The sequence below is a fragment of the Bacillus sp. FSL K6-3200 genome (assembly GCF_038630485.1).
GTDB classification, from domain to species: Bacteria; Bacillota; Bacilli; order Bacillales; family Bacillaceae; genus Bacillus; species Bacillus safensis.
In genome coordinates this window covers 3,596,610-3,617,868 of the sequence record NZ_CP152032.1, presented here as the reverse complement: position 1 = coordinate 3,617,868, position 21,259 = coordinate 3,596,610, and the positions used below count along the sequence as shown (strand labels likewise).

Sequence of the window (21,259 nt, the reverse complement as noted above, 5' to 3'; positions counted from 1 at the left end):
TTGTTCATAATAAGAACTAACTAAAACTTTACGATAAGAGAGGAGTTTATCTCAGAATGGGACAAGAGAAACATGTCTTCACCATAGACTGGGCTGGACGTCAACTGACAGTTGAAACTGGCCAGCTTGCAAAGCAAGCAAACGGAGCGGTCCTCGTACGCTACGGAGATACGGCTGTGCTTAGCTCAGCAACAGCTTCTAAAGAACCAAAACCACTTGATTTCTTCCCGCTCACTGTGAACTACGAAGAAAGACTATACGCAGTAGGTAAAATTCCTGGCGGCTTCATTAAAAGAGAAGGCCGTCCAAGTGAAAAGGCTATCCTTGCGAGCCGCTTAATTGACAGACCAATTCGTCCGCTGTTTGCAGATGGATTTAGAAACGAAGTACAAGTCATTAGTATCGTCATGAGTGTGGATCAAGATTGCTCATCTGAAATGGCTGCAATGTTTGGCTCATCTTTAGCTTTATGTGTGTCTGACATTCCATTTGAGGGACCAATCGCCGGCGTTACAGTAGGACGAGTGAATGGAAAACTGATCATTAACCCAAATGTGGAGCAGCTTGAACAAAGTGACATCAATCTTGTGGTTGCCGGAACAAAAGATGCGATCAACATGGTAGAAGCTGGTGCTGATGAAGTACCGGAAGAAACAATGCTTGAAGCGATCATGTACGGTCACCAAGAGATCAAACGCTTAATTGAATTCCAAGAAGAAATTGTGAAGGCAGTCGGTAAAGAAAAAATCGATATTCCTTTATATGAAGTAGATCAAACGTTAGCAGACGAAGTAAAAGCACTTGCTGAAGCTGACCTGCTGAAAGCGATTCAAGTACATGAGAAGCATGCGCGTGAGGATGCAATCAGTGCTGTGAAAAAAGCTGTAGTAGAGAAGTTTGAAGCAGAAGAACGTGACGAAGCGACGATTAAACAAGCGAAAGATGTCTTAAACAAGCTTGTCAAAAACGAAGTTCGCCGTTTAATCACTGAAGAGAAAGTACGTCCAGATGGACGCGGCGTAGATCAAATCCGTCCACTTTCTTCAGAAGTAGGACTTCTGCCAAGAACGCACGGTTCAGGCCTATTTACAAGAGGACAAACACAGGCGCTCAGTATTTGTACTTTAGGTGCACTTGGCGATGTGCAAATTCTTGATGGTCTAGGTGTTGAAGAATCAAAACGCTTTATGCACCATTACAACTTCCCGCAATTCAGTGTTGGTGAAACAGGTCCAATGCGCGGTCCAGGCCGTCGTGAGATCGGACATGGCGCACTAGGTGAACGTGCACTAGAACCAGTCATTCCATCCGAAAAAGATTTCCCTTATACGGTTCGCCTCGTTTCAGAGGTATTAGAATCAAACGGATCTACTTCACAAGCAAGTATTTGCGCAAGCACACTTGCGATGATGGATGCGGGTGTTCCAATTAAAGCACCAGTTGCAGGGATTGCAATGGGACTTGTGAAATCTGGTGAATACTACACAGTGTTGACAGACATTCAAGGAATGGAAGATGCACTTGGAGATATGGACTTTAAAGTGGCAGGTACATCAAAAGGTGTAACAGCACTTCAAATGGACATCAAAATCGATGGTCTATCAAAAGACATCTTAGAAGAGGCTCTTCAACAAGCGAAAAAAGGGAGAATGGAAATCTTAGACAGCATGCTGTCAACGCTTCCTGCTTCTAGAGGAGAATTGTCTCGTTATGCACCAAAAATCTTAACGATGACGATCAATCCGGATAAAATTCGCGATGTCATTGGACCAAGCGGTAAACAAATCAATAAAATCATTGAAGATACCGGTGTGAAAATTGATATCGAACAAGATGGTACAATCTTTATTTCTTCTACAGAAGAAGATATGAACCAAAAAGCGAAGAAAATCATTGAAGATCTTGTGAGAGAAGTTGAAGTAGGACAGCTTTACCTAGGTAAAGTAAAACGCATTGAAAAATTCGGTGCCTTCCTTGAAATCTTCAGCGGAAAAGATGGACTTGTTCATATTTCTGAGCTTGCGCTTGAGCGTGTGGGCAAAGTAGAAGATGTCGTGAAAATTGGCGATGAATTACTTGTTAAAGTCACTGAAATCGATAAACAAGGCCGTGTGAACCTTTCTCGCAAAGCTGTTTTACGTGAAGAAAAGGAAAAAGAAGAAAAGCAGTCTTAATGAGATCAAATAAAATGTGTTAGAAGCCAGGTATCCGTGCCAGGCTTCTTTCTTTTCTTGCGCTAACAATAGTTCTAGCTTGTTTCTCCCCATCATAATTTGTGGTAAAGGGGAGGGACAACCATTGAAAAAAACGTTACCATTCATTGTGTTTGTATTTTTACTGCTCGTGTCATATCAAACGATGAAGCAGCCGGCTGCTGTTACATATATTGAATCAATGAAAGAGCATGCCGAGGCTGCATCTGTTTCAAAAGATATTTTATATCAGGAGATTGAATCGAAGTCTTCTGACTATGAAGTAAAGGCGCAAAATGCTAAGATTGATAAAGTGTGGAAAAAGATACCTGGCTTAAATGGACAGACAGTCGATATCGATGCTTCTTACGAAAAAATGAAGAAACAAGGAACATTCGATGAAAAGCTGCTTGTGTTGAAAGAAACAAAGCCATCTACTCATTTACATGAGCTTGGTGCTGAGCCCATTTATAAAGGGCATCCAGATAAAAAAATGAACGCATTCTTGATCAATGTGGCTTGGGGTGACGAGCATTTAATCAACATGTTAAAGACGCTCGAAAAGCATCAAGTCAAGGCGACCTTTTTCTTAGAGGGCAAATGGGTGAAAAAAAGCACAGAGCTTGCTAAAAAAATCGTGGCAGATGGTCATGAAATTGGAAATCATTCATACAATCACCCAGATATGCGCACACTGACAAGAGAACGAGCATTAGAGCAGATAACGAAAACAAATCGCCAAATTGAAGAATCCCTTGGGAAGAAACCAAAATGGTTTGCGCCTCCAAGCGGCAGCTTTAAAGATGAAACAGTCAAGCTTGCCAAACAAGAAGGCATGGAAACCATTATGTGGACAGTAGACACGATCGACTGGCAAAAACCATCCCCAGCTATTTTACAAAAGCGGGTGCTTGGGAAAATTCACAATGGGGCGATGATATTAATGCATCCAACAGATGCAACGGCGAAAAGTCTTGACGCACTTATCACTCAAATCAAGGAAAGAGGATATGAATTAGGGACGGTTTCTGACCTCCTAAGTGAAAAAAGACATCCGTGATGCGATCTGTTTGTTGAATAGGAGGAGCAAAACTTGGTCAAAACGTATACTTGCCAAAACGGAGTAAGAATTGTACTCGAAAACAATCCCACTGTAAGGTCTGTCGCAATTGGCGTCTGGATTGGAACAGGCTCTAGACATGAGACACCTGAAATTAATGGGATCTCACACTTTTTAGAGCATATGTTCTTTAAAGGGACAAAGACAAGATCTGCACGTGATATCGCAGAATCCTTTGACCGCATTGGTGGTCAAGTGAATGCCTTTACATCAAAAGAATACACTTGCTACTATGCAAAGGTGCTTGATTCACATGCTGGCTACGCCCTCGATGTATTAAGCGACATGTTCTTTCACTCAGCTTTTGATGAAGAAGAGCTGAAAAAAGAAAAAAATGTGGTGTACGAAGAAATTAAAATGTATGAGGATACACCTGATGACATCGTTCATGATTTATTAAGCAAAGCCATTTATGGTGATCATTCATTAGGATATCCGATTTTAGGAACAGAGGAAACACTCTCAACCTTTAACGGAGACTCACTTAGAAAATATATGGATGAATTCTATACCCCGGACCGCGTCGTGATCTCAGTTGCAGGGAATGTAGATGAGACCTTTATTCGTGAGGTTGAAAAGCTATTTGGCTCTTATGAAGGAAAAGGGAAAAAGCAGCCTGTAGAAGCTCCAGCATTTCATTATGACAAGCTCACACGCAAAAAGGAAACGGAACAAGCGCACCTCTGCCTGGGCTTTAATGGCCTTCCAGCTGGAGATAAGGGCATCTATGACTTAATCGTCTTAAATAATGTTCTTGGCGGAAGCATGAGCAGCCGGTTATTCCAAGATGTAAGAGAGGACAAAGGACTTGCTTATTCTGTCTTCAGTTATCACAGTTCATTTGCAGACAATGGAATGCTGACGATTTATGGCGGAACTGGAGCGAAGCAGCTTAACCTGCTTTCTGAGACCATCTTACAAACATTAGACGTCTTAAAGCGTGAGGGAATCACGCAGAAAGAACTAGAGAACTCTAAGGAGCAAATGAAAGGCAACCTCATGCTCAGCCTTGAAAGCACAAACAGCAAGATGAGCCGAAACGGTAAAAATGAACTGCTCCTTGGTAAACATCGGACACTCGATGAAATTATTGACGAAATCAACAACGTCACATTAGACGGCGTGAATAACTTATCTAAACGCATATTTACAGAAGATTATGCGCTCTCGCTTATTAGTCCGACGGGTGATGTACCTTCTGCTTAAACAAAAAAGGCATGTCTTTTAAAGAGATGCCTTTTTTTCATGCAAAAAGATTAATCAGCTAACTTGTTTTGCAGCTGATGAACAATTTTATTGATTGTCGAAAAGTGCTCTGTCAGTAATTCCTCATCTGCAAATTGAATATCAAAAACCTCTTCTAATTCCAAAATGAGTGAAACTGCTTTAATCGAATCGAGACCGTGATTTGTTAATTCTTCATCTGCACCAATAGAAACCTTGCTGCTATCATCCAAAGAACGCAGAACCAAATCTTTTACTTGACTTGAAAGTGAAAGGACATCCGTCGTTTCTTTCATCTGCAACGCTCCCTTTTACAAATTTTCTATCATTTACATAAATTAACTATATTAGAATGGAAAAACATTGTAAAGCAGTTTCGACATAAATAGGAATTGTTGATCATTCTATTCAAATGAAATATTTGGTAGAGTGAGAAGAAAAGAGACTGGAAGGATGAATCAATCCATGAATAAAACAGACCTTATGCAGCACATTCCCTTATTAAAAGAAGCAGTCAGCATAGACCAGATCGATAAAGGGTATTCTCGGGATGAAAAATGGGTCATGACTACGGTATCAGGTGAAAAATATGTCCTTCGATTCACAGATCAAGACCAGTATGACAAAATAAAGACGCAGTTTGAGCTGCTATATGAATTAAGGCGTCACGGTGTTCAGTGTGCTGATTCAGTGGACATCGGTGTTCTAGAAGCAAAACAGCAAGTGTACTATATTTTATCGTTTATAGAAGGCCAGGAAGCAAAAGAAATCATGAGTCAGTTAACTGAAGAAAAGCAGTATGCTCTCGGGGTAAGTGCAGGTCAGGATTTACGAAATATGCATAAATATCCGGCACCTTCACACATCGAATCTTGGGAAGATCGTGTCATGAAAAAGCATCATCGATATTTAACGGCTTATCGGGAAAGCGGTATCTCCCTTGAAGGGGATGAAAAAGTGGCTCAGTTTATAGCAAAGCACATAGATATTGTGAAAGGCAGGCCTAATCAATTTCAGCACGATGATTTTCATTTAGGGAACATTATTGTAAACAATAATAAATATGCAGGTGTTATAGATTTTAACAATTTTGATTGGGGAGATCCCATTCACGATTTTTATAAAGTAGCTCTTTTCAGCAGAGAAACTAGTGAAGCCTTTTCGGCTGGTCAAATCAATGGATATTTTGATGGGAACATTCCAGATGACTTTTGGCTGCTTTACTCTGTTTATGTCGCAATGAGTATCTTTTCATCGATTATGTGGGTCATTAAATTCGATCCGGGTCAAATGGATGAGATGATTGAAAGACTAGAAAATGTGCTAAAAGATCATGATTATTTTAATCAAATAGAGCCTGAGTGGTATGCGCGTATCACTAGATAACAGTGAAATATAGGACGATTAGGCAGTGATGGAAGTCACTGTCTTTTTTGTTATAATGATACAAATTACACATTGTCATGACTAAAAACATTTTATATAATCCAAACAAGGATCGAAAAAGATGTAAAAAAATTCCGTTTTTTGTTGAAAAAGAGCAAAAGGCTGGTGATGGATTGAAACAAATCGACAAGGGTTCAAAGCAGTTATGGCGTGTTTATTTATGGACACTCTCATTCTTAAAGCCTTATACAGGTAAAGTGATTCTAGTTATTATGAGTGGTTTCGTTATTACCTTGAGCGAGCTCATAATACCGAAATTTATTCAATATTTTATTGAGTCCATTTTGCCAGCAAAAGACTTTTCAAAAATGAATGGTTTATTGTTAGGACTGACTTGCTTAATTGTACTTGGTATTATACTGACAGCCGCACGAAATTTATGGCAAAGAAAATTGATTGAACAAGCCTCAAGAGATTCACAATTTGCTGCCTTCCAGCAAATTCGTCAACTTGGTTTCTCATACTACGAACAACATTCTGTTAGTGAAACACTCTCCTTTGTTAACACACAGACACGAGCTGTACAAGAAATTTACAGACGATACTTCCCACAATTTATCAATCAGATATTATTTATCGCCATCTCACTTTACTTTATGATAAACATTTCTATTTTTCTCACACTAATCATCATTCCAAGTTTTATACTCTACTATGTCTTCGGACCATGGCTTGAAAAAAAGGCAACGGTCTACGGTAGACAAAGTGCGGAAGGTTTTCGCACGCTGCAAACAAAATTATACGAAAGTCTTGCTTCGATGGAAGAGCTTAGAATTTTAGGCTATATGAAATGGGATATGGAACGGATTCAAACATTACATGAAAAAGTGCGCCAAGATCATGAAAAAAATGTTTTTTTCGCCTATTTACGAGGAAGCAACCGCAGGTTGACTTATTATATTGGTGCTCTTGCCACTTTTGTTATCGGTGTCCACCTTGTAAAGACTGGACAGCTAACGACAGGTGGTTTTGTGGCATATATACTATATTATTTTTCAGCGATGCATATGCTTACTTCCATTGTCACACTTTTAACAGAACAACGGATATTAACCTTTCAAATTGAACCTTTATATCATTTTATGAAAAAAACACCTGATATTAAAGAGCCTCAGCAGCCGGTGCACCTTGATCGTGTAGAAGGCGATATCGTCTTTCATGACGTCGATTTTCATTATCCAAATCATCCTCCTTTATTAAAAGGGATGAATCTACATATTCGGCAGGGGGAAAAAGTAGCGCTGGTCGGTACGAGCGGCGGAGGAAAAACATCGCTTCTTAAGCTAATTGGACGTTTTTATGATCCCTCATCAGGGGTGATTACAATGAATGGAGTCGATTTGCGCCGTTTACCTACTAGTCAAATAAGAGATGCGATGGGATTTGTTTTTCAAGAAACGTTCTTATTTAACATGAGTGTAAAGGACAATATTCGTTTTGGAGATACAAGTCTTTCAGATCAACAGATCATTGAAGCCGCAAAAAAAGCAGACTGTGATTCATTTATAAAAGAATTAGAAGATGGATACGACACCATACTCGGGGAAAGGGGATTAAAACTTTCCGGCGGGCAAAAACAAAAAATAGCGATTGCCAGGCTATTTGCTAAGAATCCAAGTGTTGTATTACTCGACGAAGCCACAGCATCTCTTGATAATGTCAGTGAGCAAAAAGTCCAGCAGGCATTACACCAAACATTTAAGGAATCTACTGTCATTGCAGTTGCGCATCGTTTATCAACGGTCAAACATTTTGACAGAATTATTTTGATAGAAGATGGTTGTGTGTTAGAGGCTGGACAATTTAATGAATTGATGAGGAAAAAGGGGCATTTTTACCAATTAGCGTCTGACCGCTCAGAAAAGGAGGCAGGTGTAACATGAGAAAAAATTGGCTGTTTCTTTTGATCACAAGGCAAAAATGGATGCTCATCCTTGCTCTTTTACTCGTTTTGATTGAAGCAGCAGCTAATTTAGCCATGATAGGACTGCAAAAGTGGCTCATTGATGATGTTCTTTTTAATAGTGGTATCAGTCAGCATTTCTCCCAAATCTTGATGCTGTTTGCCATTATATTTTTTGTATATGTTGTGATGTTTGTTGCCAGCCCATATGTGATGCATAAAAACTATCTGACCATCCACCATTCATTGCAGAAAATGATGTTAGATCAGCTTCAGCAAGTATCCATGAGATCATATAAAACTCACCCTGTTAGTTTTTATTTACACAAGCTGAATCAAGATGTAAAGACAGTTGCTGTTACGGCTGCTTTACATATACCGAAAATTGTACAAACGATTTTTATGGCCATTGTTTTATCTATCATTTTACTATCTGTGAGTTCTGTCTTATTTTTCTTGCTTCTTTTTGCAAGCGCTTGTTATTTCATAGTCGGTAAAAAAATGGCGAAAACGGCAACAAACATAGCAAAAGATGTGCAGGAGAGAAAATCAGAACTATTCGTGCATGTGGAAGAAGGAATTTCTTCTACAAGGGAAGTTGTCGCATTTAATCGACGCAAGTGGGAAATCGGTTTGTATGAAAAGCTATTTAACAAAATGATGGATCGTGTCATGAAGGAAGGAAAGTTTCAAAACAAGCTTCTTTTTTTAACAGAGCCATTGAAATGGTTTGGGATCCTATCAGTTCTAGTGTTTGGCACATATCAAGTAGCAGCAGGAAGCATGTCCATCGGTTTATTTGTCGTCATTTACCAATACGCATCTCAATTAATGAAGAGTTATCAAGAGTTATTCCAGTATGTATTTGAATTTTTCCAGCAGCGTGCATCTGTTCATCGAATCGCAGAAGTACTGCAAATGGAAAACGAAGAAAAAGGAACAAAACGAATAGATGCTGTAGAAGACGTGGTGTTTGAAAATGTTTGCTTTTCTTATGAACAAACATCTAAAGGCGCTTTAGACGGCTTGAATCTTCATATTCCAAAGGGAAGGAAAGTGGCGATTGTTGGAGCGAGCGGCAGCGGGAAATCGACAATCTCAAAGCTTACACTTGGACTTTACCAGCCAGATAGCGGGGGAATTTTAGTGAATGGGGTTGATCTATCAGAGATAAAGCCATCTCATTTATTAAAGCGAATAGCCGTTGTCCCGCAAGAGCCCTATTTTTTCCCAGACACTATACGCCTGAATTTAATCATGGGATTAAATGATGTGACCGAGGAACAACTTGAACAGGCTTGTGAAGTTGCACAAATTCTTTCCTTCATTAAAGGGCTTGAAAAAGGTTTTGACACAGTCATTGGAGAGAGAGGGATTTCCCTCTCAGGAGGACAAAGACAGCGATTAGCTATCGCCAGAGCACTTTTAAAACAGGCTGATTTACTTATATTAGATGAGGCGACCTCCGCGCTAGATCGGCAGACAGAAAGGAAGGTTCAACAAGGGATAGACGATGCCAAAGGGGGCGGAACCTTGCTTGTTATTGCACACAGATTATCGACCATACAAAATGCAGATATGATCTATGTACTTGAAGGCGGTGCTGTTCAAAGCTGCGGTACTCATGAGGAGCTGATGGAAGCCTCCTCGCATTACCGCTCTTTATTTATGGCCCAGGTGATTACAGCGTCTTAAGTCAGTTTGTTTTTAACCAAAGTGAAGAGTCGATCTAAGGTGCGGAAGTGATCGGGATGTAATTCTTCGTCTTCAAAGGCAATATGAAAGGTGTCCTCTAATGAAATAACAAAAGAGACGATTTGGACAGAATTTAATCCTAAAGCTTTTAAACTATCATCCCGGCCTGGCTGCTCATTGAGAGACAACTTATTCATGACAAGCTGGACAATTTTTTCTTCAACTTCAGTTATTGTCAATTCATTCATGCCGCGGCTCCTTTCTAAGAGATTGATATATGTTACATTTTGGTTGATGTAGGAAAAAAATGCAATTGTTTTTATAAATCTATCATAAGGGGTGGCATCCATTGTCATATGTAAGCTATCAAAAAAATGATGTTCGGGTCGTATTAGGTGCAGATGAATCAGTTCAGAATTTAGTTATAAGTAAAGTGCATCCCTATATTGATTGCAGCAAAATAACAGAAAAACATAAAGGTGACGTTTGGACGATTTTAACCAGTGAATATGCACAAGAAATTCAAAAAGAAATACCGCTTAAAGAAGTCTTTTACGAAACGAAGATGGAGCCCCGCTGCCGTTACCTGTATGACGGAGAGAAAAAAGTCATAGTGATAGATGAACCAAAAGATGTCAGATGGACAGCCCAGCATGCGCTTCGGTTAATAAGAGTTTTGCTTCGCCTTTTGTGTTATCAGGATGGACTCATCTATTTGCATGGGGGCATGATGGAGATGAATCAAAAGGGAATTGCCCTAGTAGGCGGATCAAGGGCAGGGAAAACGTCCACCATTTTATCCTTATTATCATTAACCGATGCCCAGTATATCACCAACGATGATATCGGTGTTTCATATACGAACTCCGAGTACACAGGAACTGGCTGGCCGAGATCTATGAGTATTCGGAAAGATTCGTTTGAAGCCATTGAAAAGCTTGGTACCCCATACAGACTCCAAACATCGAGTCATCCATTTAACGAGGATGATAAAAGCTATCATTTTGTATATCCAGAGGAGTTAGAAAAATGGTTTTCACGTGAAGTCAAAACAATGGGGAAAATCGATGTGATTGTGTTTCCTGAATTTTTACCTCACGGGCAAACTGGTGCAGAACTTTCGAAAATGACTCCAGAGGAAGCAGCGGAACGTTTGAAGCAGCATGCAGTCATTAATCCTGGAAGACATAATGAATTCTTATTACCGTATTTCACATTGCCAACACCCGAAGGGCTAGAGCCATTTCTTAACGCACTAGCGGAAAAGGTGCCTTGTTACTCATTAAAGCAGGCATTTACTTCTTTAGAGAAAGGCACTGCCCTCATTCAAGAGCTTATTGAACAATCCGACATTGTCGTGTAAGACTTTTTGGAGGTGAGTTATGGTTGAGCAGGAGTACAAATATTTGTTGTCACAAGCAGATTTTCAGCACATATATGACATGTTCATTCAAAGTCATACCCTTTCTTATGTACTTAATTTCAATTACTATTACGACACACCAGATTTTTTATTAAAACAATTTGGTTATACCGTACGTATCCGTCAAATCAGCGGCAAACTAACACTTGAAATCAAACGCCCCAGTCAAACGTCTGGCTATAAAAGAGTAAGAGAAGAAACGTCATTACCTATTGAGGAGTTACCGCGAAAACTAGATGTACAGAACATCATGACGTCTTTACCGATTACAATCACTCAACAGCCAGAATTGTTAGGACTATTGGTCACTGAACGAACAACCTTTTACATTGAGAAAGGCCTCAAAGTCGATTTGGATCAAAGCAGCTATCTGGGCATCACAGATTATGAACTGGAAATTGAATATGACAGTGAAAAAGCATATGAGGCAGATCAATTGTTTCATACACTAACTGATGATTTGGACATGCCAGACAATCGAAAAGGGAAGCGCTCTCGTTTTATCACTAGATTTCAATCGTTTTACGGGAAGGAGTAGTCAAACATGCGGGCTGTTTTGGATCAATCCACTCTCTCAAACGAGCAGAGGCTGTTATTACTTAGCTCACGTATTCAATTAAATGAACAAGAAGAAGAGTCTATTAGAGCTCTATTGAAAGATGGCATCGATATGCCTAAATTAATTGGCCTGGCATCAAGACATAAGGTGCTTCAGCTGATGACGCCTCATTTGATTCGTCTTGATGATGAAAAAAGCATGACGACAACATACAAATTTTTGCTTCACTATCACTATATAGGGAATCGGCAAAAAAATGTGGAGAGATTCAAAGAATTCAAGCGTCTTTTACAAACATTCCGAAATGCAAAGCTGAAAGCGGTCCCCCTTAAAGGTGCCATTTTAACCCCGCTTGTGTACAAAGATTATGGACTGCGAATGATGTCAGACCTTGATTTCTTAATTCATCCAGATGACCGGAAGAGTGCCTCTTCATTGCTCAAGAAGGAAGGGTTTATCATCGGGAAATATGACTGGGCAGCCGATCAGGAAATACCGATTGAAAGAGAAGAAGAAATGATGTGGAGAATGAATGCCGGGAATCTTTATTCACATATTAAACGAAGCGGAGAAGATTTTTTAAAGGTACACCGAGTCGATTTCTCTTATGATGTTGAGCTGAAAAAAAACTACGAAGCAACAAATGCTTTGCTGGATGCTGCTGAAGAAAAATCCTTTTTTCAAACAGATGTCTATTTGCTTCAGCCGTTAGATTTTCTTATCCATCTTGCCTTTCATCTATATAAGGAGGCAACAAACGTACAGTATGTCTACTTACATGCAGATCTTAATTTGATTAAGTTTTGTGATGTAAGGGAGTACGTCATGTTTGCCGAAGAGCAAAATCAGCTTGATTGGCATGCTTTGCAAGAAAGAGCGAAGAAATTAGGGGCCGAGAAAGCACTTTTTTACACGTTTACGTTTTTAGATTTATTGTATCAAACGAACTATATTGACCAATTGAAGCAGCTAGACATGAGTGACCAATCATTTTTAGAAGCCTATGGAGAGAATGATTTCGGTTCTTTGAAAATATGGAAAAAATCCTTTATGGAACGTTTTTTCAGCTTGGATAATCGCGATGAGCTTGAAGAGGAGCCAGCGATACAGCTATTTCCTGAAAGGCAATAGCAAATTGAAGAGGAGGATTCGATATGGATATAAAAGCGCTTTTTGAAAAGCCGAAGAACGATTTTCCTTATGAAAAATCATTTGTGTTTGCAGGTATTCATTTTCATATTCTATCAATGGAATTGCTGGCGATTGAAGATATTGAACATTATATCCCAAAAGAATTGGATCGCAGCGAGGGAGATATCCCTTCACAGATTGAAATACGTTTTATCATTGATCCGGAGCTTGAACAGTCTGTTCGCAGTGCTTGCTTTCAAAAGGGTGAAACCATTACAGCAAAAAGGAAGTTTACCTACAAACGATTAAAATTAGATGATCAAGTATTATTTGCCTCACATGAAGGTGACGAGCCGCACAGTGTGGCGGTCAATAAAGGGCGTTATGCTGTGATTGGAAAAAACAATAATGAGTCTGCGATACGCTGTCCACTGCGAATCGTTCGAGAAATTGCCCTTAGAACATTAGAAAATCAAGGTGGATGTTTTACACATGCTGCAGCTGTCTCTTTTGAAGATGGCCAAAAAGGAGCGCTCATTATCGGCGATAAAGGTGCCGGGAAGTCAACTACTATGTGGCAGTTTTTGCATCATGGAGGAGCAGATTTTATCACAAACGATCGTTCCATTTCAGTGCTTGAAGATCAGGAACTTACTGTGTATGGATGGCCGATGTGCTTGGCGCTTGGAGTAGGAACTGTTCAAGCCACAACAAATATACAGGAACTGAAAAACAAAAAATTCAGCCGGTCTCAAGATAAAAGAATATGGGATGAAACCATATCAACAGAGGAAGAGGCAAAAGAAAAATGGGCGAGCGGCTGTAAGTTTGAAATTACACCAAAAGAAGCTGCTGAAATGACAGGAACAACGATTAGAAGCTCTACGAAAGTAGATATGGTGATTTTTCCATCACTCAAAATAGGTTCTGGTGAGATTAGGCTTGTGCCGGTAAAAAAAGATGATCAAAGAGCAAAAGACATTATGGCAGCAAATATAAGAGAACCAGAAGATCCCGACTATTTAAAAGGCTGGCTCGGACTTCGGCATGTGTCAGATACCTTTCTGGAGCAAAAGGCATCTGAGCTTATCCATCACTTGTTTAACATGCCATGCTTTTATTTAGAGGGTGATCCGCGTCACCTGCAAGAAGCCATTCCAGATCTGTTAAACAAAAAAGTCAGTTCGATTTAAAGAGACGATTGTCTAAACATTCGTTTGAGCCGGTCTTCACGTTTTTTCATTTGCTCGTGATCTGCTGGCAGCAAAATTTGAAAGAGCATTTCGGCAATTGGCCGTGCGAGCCTTTCGTCAGAGTTCAATAGAATGCAAACACCTAATTTTCTCTTTGGAATGAATCCAATATAGGAGGTGAACCCTTTAATTTCTCCGCTATGTTCAGCTAAGGTGAATCCGTTAAAAGGTCTCAAAAACCATGAAAGACCAACACCTCTGCTGAAATCTTCTTCAACCATAACGGGGCTTTGCATTTCTTTTAGTGAATGCTGATGAAGCAGGCTGTTTGCACCGTATTGAGCTTGAATGAATTGAATCAGATCATCTGCTGTGGAGATTAGTCCGCTTGAACCATCCTCCCAAGATGGTGTTTCAGTACTTGGATAGGATACGCCGGACAGGCCTGAGGAAGAAACTGTATACCCTTTGGCTGTGGATGCTGTTTCAATAAATCCAGTTTGCTTCAAATCGAGCGGTTTTAGTATATGGGTGTGAACTAATTCTCTATATGGCTGATGACTCACCTTTTCTAGCACTTTACTTAATATAGAGTAGCCAAGACTAGAATAATTGATGATAGACCAAGGCGGTGTGAAAATAGTGAGTATTTCAATACACTGAGCTAGAGTCATATCTCGTAAATGATCGGCTTTGTCGAGTGCTTTGGGCAGGCCTGAGATATGAGAGGCAATCATTCGGAAAGTGAGTGGAATTGGTTCAGACAAGTGACTTTTTATGAAAGAAAGTAGTGGTTCGTAAGTATGAATGGGTGCATCGAGTTGAATAGATCCTTCCTCTCGCAATTTCATCATAACCATTGCAGTAAAAGGCTTAGTCACAGAACCAATTCGAAAGGTTGTGTCTTTTGTAACAGGGGTGCCGCTTTCAATATCAGCGAGGCCCTCATGCCACGACCAAATGTGCTCATCTTCATGAGAAATACAAATGGAACAGCCGGGGATTTGATGTTGTTCTAATAATTTCCTTATATCGGTGGTTGTATTTTGCAGACGCTGCACGATTGATTCATTGATCAAAATAGACACCTCTTTCATACAGAATATATATATATTACCAAATGTTTCATGTTGTTTTAAGATGAATGATTAATATTTTTATATTTTAAAAGAGAGCGGGCGATAGATAATGAAAACCATTCAAAAAACCATTCTTGATATTTTAAAAGGTGATGGCCAAGATATAGAACAAATTCCATATGAGCTTGTGGAACGTAAAGGTGTAGGACATCCAGATACGATGTGTGACGCTATAGCAGAAAGGGCTTCTCAATACTATTCTCAATATTGCATGGAGCATTTCGGCAGAGTGGCACACCACTGGTTTGACAAAGTCATGCTTCTTGGCGGAGATGCTGATGTTTCGTATGGGAAAGGGACAATGGTCAAACCGTATCAAGTTGTGTTTGCTGGAAAAGGCGCATACGCATACGGCGATGAGCCCATTCCTCTTAAAAAGATTCTTTTCGATGCGGCAAAGGATGTGTTATCAGAGGTGACAACAGGATTTGATCCTGAAGAACATCTCGTCATTGACTGCCGAATCGTTGATCATCAGGGGGCAGGCCGCAAAAATTCACGATATCGTCCGATGGTTGAAACGGACATGATTGAAATCGGTGATCCAAAGCTTGTGTCAAACGACTGTAACTTACTGCATGCTCATGCGCCATTAAGCCGTCTTGAGAAACTGGTTCTTTATACAGAGCGTTATGTGAATGGCCCAGAATTTAAAAAAGTCAATCCAGATACCGGCTGGGATGTAAAAATATTTGGAAGCAGACGTCATGAAGATTTTAAACTCATTGTGAACATGCCATTTTTAGCTAAAGATATTCATAGTCTTGAGGAGTATTTTGCCCGCAAAAAAGAATGCCAAGATCAAATCGCTCGCTATATTCATGAAACGTTAGGCCTCACGCCTGACCTCATGCTGAACGCTACAGATCGCAATGGGCGTCCGTACTTAACAGCACTAGGTTCTGTAGCAGATACCGGCGATGTAGGAGTTGTTGGAAGAGGAAATCGATTAAATGGACTGATCACCCCAATGCGGTCTATGAGTATAGAAGCGCCGGCTGGGAAAAATCCGCTTGATCATACAGGGAAATTATATGGAGTGCTCGCACAACGGCTGGCAGATCAAATTTTTGAGACCATTCAAAAGCCAACAGAAGTGCATATCTTTACTTCAAAAGAGGCACCGCTCCACAACCCGGATGAAATTTCCGTTCGTATTCAGCAGTGGGATGGAAATGAAGTGGATAGAAAAAGAATTGAAGACCTCGTCATGAATGCGGTTCATTCAATGGGCGATGTGACAACAGATTTAATTTTTAAAGGCGTGACAATGTGGTAAAAAGGATGAAAAAAAGAGTCATTGATGCCGTTCATGCATGTATTCATACAAAAGAACCTTTGGCAGTGACCATTCATCCATATGAAATTGGAAAACAACAACAATTGAACCAGCACCATCTTCTGTTGATGCTAAAGCCTGAATTAACAAGCATCAATAAAGGTGTACAGCTTGATCTAATACTAGATGAACTTCTCCACCGATTAGATGATCGTGATGTAGAAATAGGAGCCGTTCGCGTTATATCATCCTTATATTTGAAAGAAAAGAAAATAATTGAAAACCAATATGGGATGCTAAATAAAATTTCTAAAAACGGTCTGAGTGAAGTGTCAGATGCAGCAAAAAAGATGCTCGCTTTGAAATACCCAGAGTTTCAAAAGAAGGAACATTTCATATATGGAGGCCATCAATTTTTACAAAAGTACAAAGAGCTCACACCGTATGGTTTAGAGCTTTTAACCCGAAACGTCAAGGTTGACAAGCTGGGTGCGGGCACATACGCCATAGAGGCCGAGGTGGATGGAGAAAAAATGCTTCTGCTCAATTCATTCCACCCTTGCCAAATCGAGTGGTTCACTGCACCTGCAAAGTCTATTATCGTCATTGAATGTTTTTTAAAGCAGCCAATGAGGATGTTGAGAGAAGATTTCATCGGTGCAACGGACCCTAAAGAGGCTAAAGCGGGTTCTTTTAAACACATGCTGCTGTCGGAGCAAAAACGGTTTGGTTTATCTAACGTGTGTACTCGATTTAATGGCATTCACCTGTCACCGGGTCCTGTAGAAGCAATGGCGGGAATGATTCACTATTTTAGTACACCTGATACAAGACTGACTCCCGCGCATACACTTTTTGGACAGCTGTTAAAGGAAAATGGCTTTTCGGCGGAAGCATTAGATCTATTATGTAAAGATGTATCCATTCATTCAAGCGAAACGCCCGTATTTGAATTAACAGAAAACCTAAATTGGGATGAAGCACTTGATCTGCTAGTAAAAGTGAGAAACGACATTCAAAAGTATCAATGTGTTCTGTAACGGAGGGAACAACTTGAACAATAAAGGAGCTAGCCAGCGAATTTGGATTGTCGGTCCGCCTGGATCTGGAAAAACAACCCTTGCACATCAATTGAAGCAGGAGTTAACGTTACCTCACTATGAGCTCGATGCCCTATTTTGGCAAGCGAACTGGAAAAAAACAGATAAGTCGGTGTTTATCGATAACGTCCATGAAATTGTCAAACAAAAGAAATGGGTCGTTGATGGTCAATATTCATCTGTTCACCACATATTGGCTGAATATGCTGATACGATCATTTGGCTTGATATAAAGAGAAGACAGACATTCCCCCGTCTCATGAAAAGGACATTCAAACGGCTCATCACAAGGGAGAAACTTTGGAATGGAAATAAGGAGCGAATGGGGAACGCGCTCCAATTTTTCTCATATGCCTTTCAAGTCTATCCAGAGGTGATTCATCAAAACGAAAAGCTTTTTCACAAATTAAAAGAACAATCTCATGTGAAATGCTTGCGCATAGACAAACGGGACGAGGCAGATCAAGTGTTAATGAAAATCAAAAACCTTGAGAAAAAGGGGTGAGGACATGACGACATTAGATGATGCTAATAATGTCCTAAAATATTGGTTTTCGGAACAGCCGATTCGTTTAACACCTTTAAACGGAAGAAGCCCTAATGAAGGATGGCTTGTTGAAACGATCAAAAACCGTTTTGTCTTAAAAAAATGTGCGAGAAATCATGATGCGGAGTGGCTTCAATATTTAGAGGAATTAACAGATGCTCTGCTTGATCATGGCTTCCCGATTCAACCTATGATGGAAGCAAAAGACCGTCGTAAGACCATTTTATTCAAAGAACACTTTTGGCAGCTGCGGCCCTATTTCGAAGGAAGACCATATGAAATGGGAAATCGTTCAGATGAACAAGAAGCCATCCGGGTCTTAAAACAGCTCCATTCATTGAAGAACTTACCGAAAGGACCTGTGAATCCAAACTGCGAATTGAAGAACTGGATTACTTCTCCGGACGAAACGCTCGGCAAGACGGCTTACGCCCTAAAAAAGGTTGTTTCTTCTAAAAAGTCTGCTGCTTTGCTCAAAGTGTATGAACGGGAGCTAATGAATATCATCACGCTGCTAAACCCTAGTATATATGAAGCATTACCTCATGCTGTTACACATGGTGACTTTCATTCTGGCAACCTGTTAATTCGTAACAAAAAGCTTGCCATGGTTCTTGACTTTGATACAGCAGGCTATAGACCGCGGGTATATGATGCAGCAATATCTGCTTTTTTGTTAACGAGAATCAAGAGAGGAACGTTTCAACTAGATATTGTGAAAACGATTCAATTTTTAATGGCATATGCAGATGACTTATCCGAATATGAATGGCGTTCAATATCTGCTTTTATCAGACTTTTATATATTCCAACAGAGCGGTATTTAACACTGCTTCATACCTATACACCTCACTTACTAAACTGGTATATTGATTGGTCTTTCGAAGCACTAGAATCTGCATCGAACCAGCTGAAGGAAGATTGGTATCTCCAAAAGGAGATGAGAATATGAAGGTCGCTGTTGTCACTGGCGGAAATAGGGGCATAGGCAAAGAAGTATGCAGACAGCTTGCGCAGTGTGGAATACTTGTTATTTTAACTGCACGGCAGCTTGAAAGTGCCAAAATAGCTGCGTCTGAAATGACTGAGCATGTTGTGCCATTTCAGCTGGATGTAACAAATGAAGAATCGGTTGAATGTTTCTCGGCATTTATGAAAGATTCGTTCGGGAGAGTGGATGTGCTCATTAATAATGCCGGTGTCTTTCATGACAACATAAAGGATCATACATTTCCATCTTTTCTAGATCTTCCTGTATCGACACTCCAAGAAACGATGAATGTGAATGTGTATGGTGCAGTCAGAATGACCAAGGCCGTTTTCCCTTACATGAAAGAGGCTGGATATGGACGAATTGTCAATGTATCTAGCGGTATGGGAAGGCTCTCTGCGATCTACGCTTCAGGCGATGTCAGGCGTGACGGAAAAAGCGGTCCTTACTACCGGATGTCAAAAGCGGCGCTGCATGTTCTCACAAAAGTCACAGCTTTAGAGGGAGCACCCTATTCTATCCTTGCGAACGCAGTATGTCCTGGCTGGGTACAAACGGACATGGGGACATCTGAGGCTGTTAAAACCATACAGGAAGGTGCATCAGGAATCGTGTGGGCGGCACAGCTGCCCCGAGATGGACCAACAGGAGAATTATTGAGAGACGGTCAAAGACTTCAGTGGTAAGAGGAGGCAGCTACATGCGAGGTATGAAAGGAAAGACGGTTATTGTGACAGGCGGAGCTCAGGGGATTGGATATGCGGTCGCAGAACGAGCCGCACAAGAAGGTGCACAAGTCGCCATTGCTGATCACCATGAAGATTACGGAATTGCAGCAGAAAAACAGCTCAAAGCAAATGGATATGATGTTTTGTTTATAGAGGCTGATATTGCTGATGAAGCATCAATTGTTTCAATGATCGAAAAAACAGCCAATCATTTTGGGAAAATTGACATGCTGGTGAATTGTGCAGCCGTTTTTATCATGCGGGGTCTTGAAGCAACCGTTGAAGAATGGCGGCGCATCATGGATTTGAATATTATGGGACAAGCGCTTTGTGTCAAACATACTGCGCCTTACATGGAGAAAATAGGAAAAGGATCGATTGTAAATATTGCATCTATTTCAGGCCACATTGCCCAGCCAAAATATTTAACATATAACGCGACAAAAGCAGCTGTTGTCAATATGACGCGGTGCATGGCAATGGATTTGGCGGATGCAGGTATTCGTGTAAACGCAGTGAATCCAGGCACGGTGTGGAACAAAAATAACGAGCGGTTCCATTTAGAAGAGCTTGGATTGACAAGAGAGCAAGCAAATCAGCATCCTGATATTGGCGGGATGCACATGTTGAAACGAACCGCTGATCCAGAAGAGATCGCATCTGCTGTCATCTTCCTTCTTTCAGAGGAAGCGAGTTTTATTACAGGAGAAAATTTGATGGTTGACGGCGGCTATACTGCCATGTAGAGGAGTAAAAATTGCATGAAATTTGATCTGCACACACATCATCAACGCTGTGGTCATGCGGAAGGGAACATCAGAGAATATATCGATGAGGCTGTCAAATTAGGTCTGGATTTTATTGGAATATCAGATCACTCCCCGTTCTTTGGTGAAGAGGCTGACCACTTTAAACCCTGGGTAGCGATGGCTAAAAGTGAATTTCAATCATATATAGAGGAAGTCCTGCAGTTGAAAAAGGAATATGACGGAAAAATTCACGTGCTGTTAGGTGTCGAATCTGACTATTTTCCAGAACACGAGGCCCTTTACCGAGACGTGTATCGACATTATCCATTTGATTATATCATTGGCTCGGTTCATGTCAGTAATGGATATGACCTATTTAACCGGAAACGGTGGGAACGAATCACAGAGCAACAAGCCATCATTGAAAAAGAAACGTATTACGAGTTAATTAAAATGTCTGCTGAGAGTCAAATGTTCGACGTTTTAGGCCATATTGACGCCTTAAAAGGTTTTTATCCACAGATTGCTCATGTCAAAACAGAAGCTGTCGATGATGCACTGCAAGCAATTGCGGAGAGTGGTTCTGTCATTGAAGTGAATACCTCTGGCAAAACAAAAGACTGCGGCGGCTGGTATCCATCATTGGATCTATTAGAGCGAGCCAAATTTTACGGTGTGGATGTCACGTTTGGCTCAGATGCACATCAGCCAGCCCGAGTAGCAGATGATTGGCTGAAAGTAAAACAGACTCTGAAGGAACTAGGTTATCAGGAATGGTATATCTTTCAATCTCGTCAAAAGCGAAAATTGGCTCTATAAATTCTAAAAAAAGGGGTTATA

The 21,259-nt window shown here is 40.4% G+C and carries 20 protein-coding genes; 17 read left to right on the top strand and 3 right to left on the bottom strand.

What is annotated here, in order from left to right:
- The first annotated feature begins 56 nt into the window (after positions 1-56).
- The 3 genes from pnp to MHI60_RS18520 all read left to right on the top strand — a co-directional run bounded on the left by pnp (position 57) and on the right by MHI60_RS18520 (position 4,518).
- Positions 57-2,174, top strand: a complete 2,118-nt coding sequence (gene pnp / locus MHI60_RS18530; RefSeq protein WP_144485224.1) for a polyribonucleotide nucleotidyltransferase — start codon at positions 57-59, stop codon at positions 2,172-2,174.
- A 124-nt stretch (positions 2,175-2,298) separates the two neighbouring features.
- Positions 2,299-3,252, top strand: coding sequence for a polysaccharide deacetylase family protein (locus tag MHI60_RS18525; protein WP_144485226.1), 954 nt, complete (start codon positions 2,299-2,301; stop codon positions 3,250-3,252).
- A gap of 33 nt (positions 3,253-3,285) precedes the next feature.
- Positions 3,286-4,518, top strand: coding sequence for a pitrilysin family protein (locus MHI60_RS18520; protein ID WP_095408509.1), 1,233 nt, complete (start codon positions 3,286-3,288; stop codon positions 4,516-4,518).
- 50 nt (positions 4,519-4,568) lie between these two features.
- Here MHI60_RS18520 and MHI60_RS18515 read toward each other — a convergent pair whose 3' ends face one another.
- On the bottom strand, positions 4,569-4,832 hold the full coding sequence (locus tag MHI60_RS18515; protein WP_048654556.1) for an acyl carrier protein: 264 nt from the start codon (positions 4,830-4,832) through the stop codon (positions 4,569-4,571).
- A 169-nt stretch (positions 4,833-5,001) separates the two neighbouring features.
- Here MHI60_RS18515 and MHI60_RS18510 point away from each other — a divergent pair, with 169 nt between their 5' ends.
- The 3 genes from MHI60_RS18510 to MHI60_RS18500 all read left to right on the top strand — a co-directional run bounded on the left by MHI60_RS18510 (position 5,002) and on the right by MHI60_RS18500 (position 9,580).
- Positions 5,002-5,922 (top strand): aminoglycoside phosphotransferase family protein, encoded by a 921-nt coding sequence (locus MHI60_RS18510; protein ID WP_263640204.1) that lies wholly within the window; start codon positions 5,002-5,004, stop codon positions 5,920-5,922.
- Positions 5,923-6,095: 173 nt separating this feature from the next.
- Positions 6,096-7,865 (top strand): ABC transporter ATP-binding protein, encoded by a 1,770-nt coding sequence (locus MHI60_RS18505; protein WP_186437325.1) that lies wholly within the window; start codon positions 6,096-6,098, stop codon positions 7,863-7,865.
- Positions 7,862-9,580: an ABC transporter ATP-binding protein gene (locus MHI60_RS18500; protein ID WP_144485230.1), complete on the top strand. Its 1,719-nt coding sequence runs from the start codon at positions 7,862-7,864 to the stop codon at positions 9,578-9,580. Before MHI60_RS18505 ends, MHI60_RS18500 begins: the two co-directional genes overlap by 4 nt.
- Here the strand turns inward: MHI60_RS18500 and MHI60_RS18495 are convergent.
- Positions 9,577-9,828 carry an acyl carrier protein gene (locus MHI60_RS18495; RefSeq protein WP_186318636.1) on the bottom strand — a complete coding sequence of 84 codons (252 nt, stop codon included), beginning with the start codon at positions 9,826-9,828 and terminating at the stop codon, positions 9,577-9,579. The genes MHI60_RS18500 and MHI60_RS18495 overlap by 4 nt on opposite strands.
- A 101-nt stretch (positions 9,829-9,929) precedes the next feature.
- Between MHI60_RS18495 and MHI60_RS18490 the strand changes: the two genes are divergently transcribed.
- Genes MHI60_RS18490 through MHI60_RS18475 form a run of 4 tightly spaced genes read left to right on the top strand, consistent with a single transcriptional unit; the run spans position 9,930 to position 13,886 of the window.
- Positions 9,930-10,943, top strand: a complete 1,014-nt coding sequence (locus MHI60_RS18490) for a hypothetical protein (RefSeq protein ID WP_095408513.1) — start codon at positions 9,930-9,932, stop codon at positions 10,941-10,943.
- A gap of 43 nt (positions 10,944-10,986) precedes the next feature.
- Complete coding sequence (locus tag MHI60_RS18485) at positions 10,987-11,541, top strand: CYTH domain-containing protein (RefSeq protein WP_186437326.1); 555 nt, start codon at positions 10,987-10,989, stop codon at positions 11,539-11,541.
- 6 nt (positions 11,542-11,547) lie between these two features.
- On the top strand, positions 11,548-12,693 hold the full coding sequence (locus MHI60_RS18480; RefSeq protein ID WP_144485236.1) for a nucleotidyltransferase family protein: 1,146 nt from the start codon (positions 11,548-11,550) through the stop codon (positions 12,691-12,693).
- A gap of 23 nt (positions 12,694-12,716) precedes the next feature.
- On the top strand, positions 12,717-13,886 hold the full coding sequence (locus tag MHI60_RS18475) for a hypothetical protein (RefSeq protein WP_095408516.1): 1,170 nt from the start codon (positions 12,717-12,719) through the stop codon (positions 13,884-13,886).
- Here the strand turns inward: MHI60_RS18475 and MHI60_RS18470 are convergent.
- The gene (locus MHI60_RS18470; RefSeq protein ID WP_186437327.1) at positions 13,883-14,965 is read right to left on the bottom strand and encodes a serine hydrolase domain-containing protein; all 1,083 of its coding nucleotides are present in this window, start codon (positions 14,963-14,965) and stop codon (positions 13,883-13,885) included. The two genes, MHI60_RS18475 and MHI60_RS18470, sit on opposite strands and share 4 nt — an antisense overlap.
- A 109-nt stretch (positions 14,966-15,074) precedes the next feature.
- Between MHI60_RS18470 and MHI60_RS18465 the strand changes: the two genes are divergently transcribed.
- From MHI60_RS18465 to MHI60_RS18435, 7 genes are read left to right on the top strand one after another with little or no spacing between them, the layout of a single operon-like run.
- Complete coding sequence (locus MHI60_RS18465) at positions 15,075-16,304, top strand: methionine adenosyltransferase (protein WP_048239769.1); 1,230 nt, start codon at positions 15,075-15,077, stop codon at positions 16,302-16,304.
- A gap of 5 nt (positions 16,305-16,309) precedes the next feature.
- Complete coding sequence (locus tag MHI60_RS18460; protein ID WP_144485238.1) at positions 16,310-17,344, top strand: hypothetical protein; 1,035 nt, start codon at positions 16,310-16,312, stop codon at positions 17,342-17,344.
- A gap of 13 nt (positions 17,345-17,357) precedes the next feature.
- Positions 17,358-17,909, top strand: a complete 552-nt coding sequence (locus MHI60_RS18455) for an AAA family ATPase (protein WP_095408519.1) — start codon at positions 17,358-17,360, stop codon at positions 17,907-17,909.
- Between the two features lie 4 nt (positions 17,910-17,913).
- Positions 17,914-18,903 (top strand): phosphotransferase, encoded by a 990-nt coding sequence (locus MHI60_RS18450; protein ID WP_144470536.1) that lies wholly within the window; start codon positions 17,914-17,916, stop codon positions 18,901-18,903.
- On the top strand, positions 18,900-19,628 hold the full coding sequence (locus MHI60_RS18445; RefSeq protein WP_144485240.1) for an SDR family NAD(P)-dependent oxidoreductase: 729 nt from the start codon (positions 18,900-18,902) through the stop codon (positions 19,626-19,628). Before MHI60_RS18450 ends, MHI60_RS18445 begins: the two co-directional genes overlap by 4 nt.
- Before the next feature lie 14 nt (positions 19,629-19,642).
- Entirely contained in the window at positions 19,643-20,416 is a 774-nt protein-coding gene (locus MHI60_RS18440; protein WP_095408522.1) for an SDR family oxidoreductase, read from the top strand.
- Between the two features lie 15 nt (positions 20,417-20,431).
- Positions 20,432-21,238: a histidinol-phosphatase gene (locus MHI60_RS18435; protein WP_144485242.1), complete on the top strand. Its 807-nt coding sequence runs from the start codon at positions 20,432-20,434 to the stop codon at positions 21,236-21,238.
- Positions 21,239-21,259 lie beyond the last annotated feature (21 nt).